Below are 6000 nucleotides of genomic sequence, written 5' to 3' on the forward strand. Positions count from 1 at the left end.
TTGTCGTAGACGCATTGGAGCCGGCTGTGTCGTTTGACACGGTCGGCCACAGTGTTCATAACGTTTCGACAGAGAATTTCACTGGCATCGCCACGCATCGCGGTCACCCGGTGCCGCTGCGCTCACAAAAGCCCCGCCTTTTGGCGGGGCTCGCTCTTTATGACCGTTTTATCTGGGGCCAACCGCACTCGGAATGGCTGGTTCCGAGTGTTTGGAAGGGCGCCGCCTGACGTGCTGGAATGCGCTGAACTGCCCAGTAGTCAAGGGCGCTGGAGACACCGCGGCACAACGTAGGTGCCGACGCCGAGAGGTTGTTGGTCGAGTGAGGCGAAGCAAGAGCGGTCCCGAGCCGTCGGCACGGGGCAACTTCACCCCGCCGCCGCGCGGAGCGGCGCCCGCACAAGTGTCCGGCCCGGAGCCCACGGCGGCGCCGGCGCCGAGCGGCGGACGTTTCTCCCCGCGCAACTGGCGCGTGCCGACCAGGCTGAACGCGATCCTGCTCATACCCGTGGCGGTCGGCCTGGTCATGGGCGGCTTCCAGGTGAAGAGCTCGATCGACACCTGGCAGCAGGCGCAGGACGCCGAGAAGACGGCGCGCCTGGTGCAGGCCGCCCTGACCTACGGCGACAAGCTGTTCGTCGAGCGTGACGTCACCGCCGCACCGCTGCTGAGCGGCGCGGGGCAGAAGGACGCGACCGTCGTGAAGGCCCGTGCGGCCACGGACGCGGCCGCCGACGTCTTCGACGAGGCTGCCCAGAACATGCCGAAGACGGCGGGCCTGGAGCGCCGGCTCAGCATCTTCCGCAAGGTCGAGCCCGGCCTCGACTCCCTGCGCAAGGTCGCGTACACCACCAGGCTCTCCGGCGTGAAGACCGAAGAGGGCTACCTGCAGATCCAGCACCCGCTGATGGAGTTCGCCAACGAGCTCGGTCTGGGTACCGGAAACATCACCAGCTACGGCCGTACGGTCTACGCCATCTCCCTTTCCAAGGCCGCGCTGTCGCTGGAGCGATCCATCGGCATGCACATGCTGATCAGGCCCGGCCCTGACGCCGGCAACCTCGCCAGCCAGCGCGTCGCCCTCTCCTCGTACGCCTACCTCGAAGGCATCGCCGTCGAGGAGTACCTCGGTGGTGGCACCCAGGCCGACGCGGACAAGCTCGACGCGGCCAAGAAGAAGATCAAGACCGACCTCACGGCCCAGGCCAAGCAGGCCTACGCGGCCGCGGCGGCCAAGGGCAAGACCTACGTGCCGCCGCCGTCCAACACCACCACGATGGTCTCGGGCGTCGCGACGATGAAGACCCCGGACGCGATCTCTCTCCAGGCGCTCGCCACCAAGGGCATCACCGCCCAGAACTGGTGGGCGGTCAACACCGCCAAGTACAACGCCTACCGCCAGATCGAGTCGGACCTCGCCGACAAGGCGGTGGCCGAGGCCGCGGTCATCTCCGACAGCGCCAAGACCGACGCCTTCACCACCGGCGCCATCGTGGTCGTCGCCCTGCTCGCCGCGTTCATCCTGGCCGGCATGGTGGCGCGCCAGATGAGCCGCTCGATGCGCCAGCTGCGCAACGCGGCCTTCAACGTCGCCGAGCAGCGCCTGCCGATGCTGGTCGACCAGCTCTCCCGCACCGACCCGGGCCGCGTCGACACCCGCGTGCAGGCCATCCCGATCACCACGACGGACGAGATCGGCGAAGTCGCCCGCGCCTTCGACCAGGTCCACCGCGAGGCCGTACGACTCGCCGCCGAGCAGGCTCTGCTCCGAGGCAACATCAACGCGATCTTCACCAACCTGTCGCGCCGCAACCAGTCCCTGATCGAGGGTCAGCTGACCCTGATCACCGACCTGGAGAACAACGAGGCCGACCCGGACCAGCTGGAGAACCTCTTCCGCCTGGACCACCTCGCGACCCGTATGCGCCGCAACGGCGAGAACCTCCTGGTCCTCGCCGGCGAGGAGCCGGGCCGCCGCTGGGACCAGCCGGTCCCGCTGGTCGACGTGCTGCGCGCCGCCTCCTCCGAGGTGGAGCAGTACGAGCGCATCGAGCTCTCCGGCGTCCCGGAGGCCGAGATCCACGGCCGCGCCGTGACCGACCTCGTGCACCTGCTCGCCGAGCTCCTGGAGAACGCCACCACGTTCTCCTCGCCGCAGACGAAGGTCCGCGTCACCGCGACCCGTCTCCCGGACGGCCGCATCATGGTCGAGATCCACGACAAGGGCATCGGCCTCACCGCCGAGGACTTCGCGGACATCAACCACAAGCTGGCCAACCCGCCGACCGTGGACGCCGCGATCTCGCAGCGCATGGGCCTGTTCGTGGTCGGCCGCCTGTCCGACCGGCACGGCATCCGCGTCCAGCTGCGCCCCTCGGGCGAGCAGGCCGGTACGACCTCGCTGGTCATGCTTCCCGACGCGATCACCCACGGTGGCAGCGGCGGCGAACAGCAGCTCCAGCGCGACGAGTTCACCGTCTCGCAGATCATCCCGCAGCAGCAGTCGTTCCAGGGCGAGAACTTCGGGGGCGGCCAGCAGCCGCTGCGTACGGCCGCCGAGCTCGGTTTCGACGACAGCCGCTACACCGAGGTCCCGGACGACATCCGCGAGCTGGACCCCGTGGGCCGCTCGCTGATGCGCGAGGAGCGCCGTGCGGCCCTGGAGGCCCAGGCACAGGGCCAGGAGGCCATCGAGCCCCCGCGCTACCCGGACGAGTTCGACGCCCAGCAGCCCGCCTACGACAACGGTCAGCCGTCCTACGACAGCCGCGGCGCGTACGACAACGGTCAGCCCGTGTACGAGGAGCAGCAGGCGACGTACGACCAGCAGGCGGCGTACGAGGGACCGCAGCAGACGACGTACGACGAGACGTACTTCCCGTCGAACGGCGGCTACCCGGAGCCCACGTATGCGGAACCGGTCCAGGAGGAGCACCCGAGCAGCCGGAGCGCCGCCTCGGAGACGTTCTCGGCGTTCGAAGAGCCGTCCTACCAGGACGACTGGCCGCAGCAGGACGCGTATCAGAACACGTATCGGTCCGATTACGTTCCGGAAGCGGAATCCGCGCAGGCCGCTGACGTGAGTGAGCAGGACCGCGTAGGCTTCACCCGTCCGGGACCGGCTCCCTCCGCCACCCACGCGCTGACCGACGCCGGGCTGCCCCGCCGCGGATCCACCCCGAGCGGCAACGCGAACGGCAACGGCCAGCGCCCCGTGGACCAGGGGGTCCAGGCCCCGCCTGCGGCCACCGAGGGCAACGACGACTGGCGCTCGTCCAACGACGACCGCTGGCAGCGCGCCGAGCAGCTCAAGAAGCCCAAGGCGGGCGGGGTCACCTCGTCCGGTCTGCCGCGGCGGGTACCCAAGGCCAACCTGGTCGAGGGAACCGCGCAATCGACCCCCCAGGGCGGCCCCCAGGTCTCCCGCGCTCCCGAGGACGTCCGGGGCAGGCTGAGCAACCTGCGCCGCGGCGTACAGCGGGGACGTAATGCAGGTAGTGACACGAACGGCCAGGGCTTCGGTCCTGACAGCACCTACAACCAGGAGCGTTAGTGTGAGCCCGATGAGCCAGGCGGCGCAGAACCTCAACTGGTTGATCACCAACTTCGTGGACAACACCCCTGGGGTGTCGCACACGGTGGTGGTCTCCGCCGACGGACTCCTTCTGGCGATGTCCGAAGGCTTTCCCCGTGACCGCGCCGACCAGTTGGCGGCCGTCGCGTCCGGTCTGACCTCGTTGACCGCGGGAGCCTCCCGCATCTTCGAGGGCGGCAGTGTGAACCAGACGGTTGTGGAGATGGAGCGAGGATTCCTCTTCATCATGTCCGTTTCCGATGGGTCGTCACTCGCCGTGCTTGCACACCCGGAGGCGGACATCGGTCTCATTGGGTACGAGATGGCACTTCTGGTGGACCGTGCAGGTACGGTCCTGACCCCGGACCTTCGAGCGGAGCTCCAGGGGAGCCTTCTCAACTAGCAGACAGACGGTGCGTTTTGGCGTCCCGTGGCCGTAAGGTTTCGGGACGCGGTCCCACAGTGATGGGTGCCCGGCACAGTCGGAGGAGGAGAAAGTGGCAACACCCCCAGGCGGTTCGTCTTCGGGCAACTGGTCGTACGGCCCCGGCCAGGGGCAGGGCGGCCAGGGTGACGGTTCGCAGAACCCGAACCGGTACAACTTCCCCTCCGCGCCGAGCCCTCGGCGTCAGCCGTACGCGCCCCAGGGCCCCCAGGGTCCCGGTCCGTCGCCGTACGACCAGCCGGCGGCGCCACGCATCCAGCCTGTGCAGCCGCAGCGACGCTCTCCCGAGCCGTCGCCCGCGGGGTCGTCGAACAACCCCCTGGTGCGCCCGTACGCCATGACGGGCGGCCGCACCAGGCCCCGCTACCAGCTCGCCATCGAGGCGCTGGTGCACACCACCGCGCAGCCGCACCAGATGCAGGGCCAGCTGCCCGAGCATCAGCGGATCTGCAACCTCTGCCGAGAGATCAAGTCGGTCGCCGAAATCTCGGCGCTCCTCACGATCCCCCTCGGCGTGGCCAGGATCCTCGTCGCCGATTTGGCGGAGGCGGGCCTGGTCGCCATTCATCAGCCCGGCGGCGACGAGAGCGCCGGCGGCCAGCCAGCCGTGACATTGCTCGAAAGGGTGCTCAGTGGACTTCGCAAGCTCTAGCGGAGGGCCTTCCCGCTCCACCACGTCCGCGAAGATCGTGGTGGCGGGCGGCTTCGGCGTGGGCAAGACCACGTTCGTCGGCGCCGTCTCGGAGATCAACCCGCTGCGCACCGAGGCCGTCATGACGTCCGCTTCCGCGGGCATCGACGACCTCACGCACACCGGAGACAAGACGACGACCACCGTCGCCATGGACTTCGGCCGCATCACCCTGGACCAGGACCTGATCCTCTACCTGTTCGGCACCCCCGGTCAGGACCGCTTCTGGTTCATGTGGGACGACCTGGTCCGCGGCGCGATCGGCGCGATCGTCCTGGTCGACACCCGCCGTCTCGCCGACTGCTTCCCGGCGGTCGACTACTTCGAGAACTCGGGGCTTCCGTTCGTCATCGCCCTCAACGGCTTCGACGGCAGCCAGCCGTACAACCCGGACGAGGTCCGCGAGGCGCTCCAGATCGGCCCCGACACACCGATCATCACGACGGACGCCCGGCACCGCGCGGACGCGAAGTCGGCGCTGATCACGCTGGTCGAGCACGCGCTGATGGCGCGCCTGCGGTAATTAACCCGAACGCCATGCGGAGGTCCCGTACTCCTTGAGGGGTACGGGACCTCCGCATGGGTACGCCCATCAACAGGCGGAGACAGCGCCGAGCGGCGACAGCACGTACAACGACTTGACCGGTAACGCCCACAACGCCGTCCAGGCGCGCACGATCGAGGGCGACGTCCACTTCCACGGCGGGCCAGGCCGGTGCAGCCCCGTGCCGCGCCAACTTCCGCTCGCCGCACGGCATTTCACGGACCGGGTCGGCCATCTGGCCCGCCTGGACGAGCTGCTGCGGGGGACGGAAACAACGCCGGAGTACCCGGCCACCGTGTTGATCGCCGGCATCCCCGGCTCCGGCAAGACCGCGCTCGCCGTCCACTGGGGGCACACCCAGCGCGCGTACTTCCCGGACGGCGAGCTCTGCGTCGATCTGCACGGCTACGACAGCGGGCCCGCCGTCACCCCGGAGGCCGCGGTGGAGGCGTGCCTGCGGGCCCAGGGGGTACCGCAGGAGCAGATCCCGGACGGGCTGGACGCGCGGGCCGCGCTGTACCGGTCGCTGCTCGACGGGCGCCGGGTCCTGATCGTGCTCCGCGACGGCGAGACCCGAGACGGCGCTGTACGGCGGTATCGAACCCGTCCCCAGCCCATGGAAATGGCGTGGGGGGGGGGGGGGGGGGAGGGGGGGGGGGGGAGGGCGGCGCCTCCGGCGCCGGGGGAAGGGGCGGAGTGGCGGGGGGGGGGGGGAGAAGGGGGGTGTGAGTGGGCGGGGGGGGGAA

General features: G+C 69.5%; 4 protein-coding genes and 1 pseudogene. All 5 read left to right on the forward strand.

All coding sequences use genetic code 11. The annotated features are described in order from the left end of the window. The first annotated feature begins 322 nt into the window (after positions 1-322). The gene (locus tag ACZ4WS_RS36190; RefSeq protein WP_467987106.1) at positions 323-3553 is read left to right on the forward strand and encodes a sensor histidine kinase; all 3231 of its coding nucleotides are present in this window, start codon (positions 323-325) and stop codon (positions 3551-3553) included. 10 nt (positions 3554-3563) lie between these two features. Next, positions 3564-3977 (forward strand): roadblock/LC7 domain-containing protein, encoded by a 414-nt coding sequence (locus tag ACZ4WS_RS36195; protein WP_005479603.1) that lies wholly within the window; start codon positions 3564-3566, stop codon positions 3975-3977. A gap of 94 nt (positions 3978-4071) precedes the next feature. Then, complete coding sequence (locus ACZ4WS_RS36200) at positions 4072-4671, forward strand: DUF742 domain-containing protein (RefSeq protein ID WP_467987107.1); 600 nt, start codon at positions 4072-4074, stop codon at positions 4669-4671. Continuing rightward, entirely contained in the window at positions 4652-5233 is a 582-nt protein-coding gene (locus ACZ4WS_RS36205; RefSeq protein ID WP_006375305.1) for a GTP-binding protein, read from the forward strand. Before ACZ4WS_RS36200 ends, ACZ4WS_RS36205 begins: the two co-directional genes overlap by 20 nt. Before the next feature lie 115 nt (positions 5234-5348). After that, a pseudogene (locus ACZ4WS_RS36210) lies at positions 5349-6000 on the forward strand (hypothetical protein); the annotation flags it as partial.

It is taken from the genome of Streptomyces sp. NPDC029292 (genome assembly GCF_055569295.1).

Excerpts from the sequence above, each read along its gene's own strand:
- ACZ4WS_RS36195 (WP_005479603.1), top strand. The coding sequence starts at position 3,564 with ATGAGCCAGGCGGCGCAGAACCTCAACTGGTTGATCACCAACTTCGTG.